This window comes from Streptomyces sp. (assembly GCF_031178505.1).
In the GTDB taxonomy this organism is placed as follows: Bacteria; Actinomycetota; Actinomycetes; order Streptomycetales; family Streptomycetaceae; genus Streptomyces; species Streptomyces gulbargensis.
The window spans coordinates 1-1,505 of sequence record NZ_JAPSIW010001072.1 but is presented as its reverse complement, the minus strand read 5'-3'; the positions used below and the strand labels follow the sequence as shown (position 1 = coordinate 1,505).

The 1,505-nt window shown below is 70.8% G+C and carries 4 protein-coding genes; 1 reads left to right on the top strand and 3 read right to left on the bottom strand.

Annotated features, from left to right (window positions below; translation table 11 throughout):
- On the bottom strand, positions 1-245 hold a 245-nt coding region (locus tag RIF68_RS36365), incomplete at its 3' end, for a Clp protease N-terminal domain-containing protein (RefSeq protein WP_309056043.1).
- A 132-nt stretch (positions 246-377) separates the two neighbouring features.
- Between RIF68_RS36365 and RIF68_RS36360 the strand changes: the two genes are divergently transcribed.
- Positions 378-791 (top strand): TIGR03618 family F420-dependent PPOX class oxidoreductase, encoded by a 414-nt coding sequence (locus RIF68_RS36360; RefSeq protein ID WP_309056041.1) that lies wholly within the window; start codon positions 378-380, stop codon positions 789-791.
- 136 nt (positions 792-927) lie between these two features.
- Here the strand turns inward: RIF68_RS36360 and RIF68_RS36355 are convergent, their stop codons facing one another.
- Both RIF68_RS36355 and RIF68_RS36350 read right to left on the bottom strand, forming a co-directional pair.
- On the bottom strand, positions 928-1,245 hold the full coding sequence (locus RIF68_RS36355; RefSeq protein ID WP_309056039.1) for a (2Fe-2S)-binding protein: 318 nt from the start codon (positions 1,243-1,245) through the stop codon (positions 928-930).
- 8 nt (positions 1,246-1,253) lie between these two features.
- Positions 1,254-1,478 (bottom strand): hypothetical protein, encoded by a 225-nt coding sequence (locus RIF68_RS36350; protein ID WP_309056037.1) that lies wholly within the window; start codon positions 1,476-1,478, stop codon positions 1,254-1,256.
- Positions 1,479-1,505: the final 27 nt, after the last annotated feature.

Sequence of the window (1,505 nt, the reverse complement as noted above, 5' to 3'; positions counted from 1 at the left end):
GGAGGCGCGACCGTGGACCCGGTGACGCTGGGCTGGGCGGCGAGAAGCCGCTCGGTGCCCGCGCGGACGGCGGCCTGGTCGGCCTCGACGGCGGCCAGCAGGTCGGTGATGTTCTCGTTGTCCTGACCTGCCAGCAGGGCGAGCAGGAGATGGGCGGGGGTCAGATCCGGGTGTCCGTCGGACACGGCGCGGCTCGTGGCCGCGTTGATCGCGTCCCGGCTCCTGTTGGTCAGTTCGGCGTCCACGTGCGGTGCTCCTCCTCGACGTCGTGGGTCCTGCGGGATGTCCCTCTTCTCTGACCCTTCCAACGTACACAAAGTTGAGTCTATTCCACTCAAGGTGCAGCCGGGAGCCCCGCCGGGGGTAGTTTCCGGGGCATGGCCACCGATCCGCGCAACCCCAGCGACTCGTACCTCGCCTTCTGGCGCGAGTACCACATGTGCACGCTCACCACACCCCGCCCGGACGGCACCCCGCACGTGGTCGCGGTCGGCGTCACGTACGACCCGGAGGGCGGCGAGAAGGGCATCGCGCGGGTCATCACCAACAGGAACAGCCGGAAGGTGGCCAACGTCCTGGCGGCCGGCGCGGACGGGGCGCGCGTGGCGGTCTGCCAGGTCGACAAGGGGCGCTGGGCCACCCTGGAGGGCGTCGCGCGCATCCGCACGGACGCGGAGACGGTCGCGGACGCGGTCGCCCGCTACGCCGAGCGCTACGGCCGCACGCCCAGCCCGAACCCGGACCGGGTCGTCATCGAGATCGCCCTCACCCGGGCGATGGGCCGTGCCTGACGCGCGGCGGCACGCGGCGCCCGGGCGGGCGGGAAAAACGCGGGCGCAGCACAGCGGCGCCATCGCGTTTCAGGTCCGCGATGGCGCCGCTGTGTGGGGGAAGTGCCTGAGCGACTTGTAACGACGGGGGAATCGCTCAGGCACTGCGGGGGGTGGCGGTGATGGTCTCGGCCTCGATCAGCTGGTGGTCCCGCTGGTCGAGATTGACGAAGATCATGCCGTACCGGATGGCACAGCGGATGGGCTGCGGGGCGCCGCGGGGACGGCGCAGACAGCGGTAGGCGCGAATGTCCTCGTCGTCCTCGCGCCTCACGAGGATGGGCTCACCGAAGAGGGTGACCATCAACGACTCGCCACGGTGCGGCACCGCGGTGACGAGATCGATGAAGTGCCACCCCGAGCGGTAGGCGCTCGCCATCTCGCGTCGGAACCTGGGGTCGTCGGGAACGTTCATGTGCCCGCTTAGCTCCAGCCGGGGTCGTCGAGCTCGGCCGGCGCGACGTGCCAGCCCGGGTCGGCAAGGGCGGTCGTCACGTCGGCGGGCGCGAGGTGCCAGCCCGGGTCGGCGGCCAGTACGTCCGCCGGGGCCGAGTTCCAGCCGGGGTCCTGCGTTCCCCCCACCACGCCCACTGCGGCAGCCGCGATGAAGGCGACTCCGGCCACTGCGCTTATGAGCTTCTTCATCATCACCGAACAACCTCACTTGAAGACAAC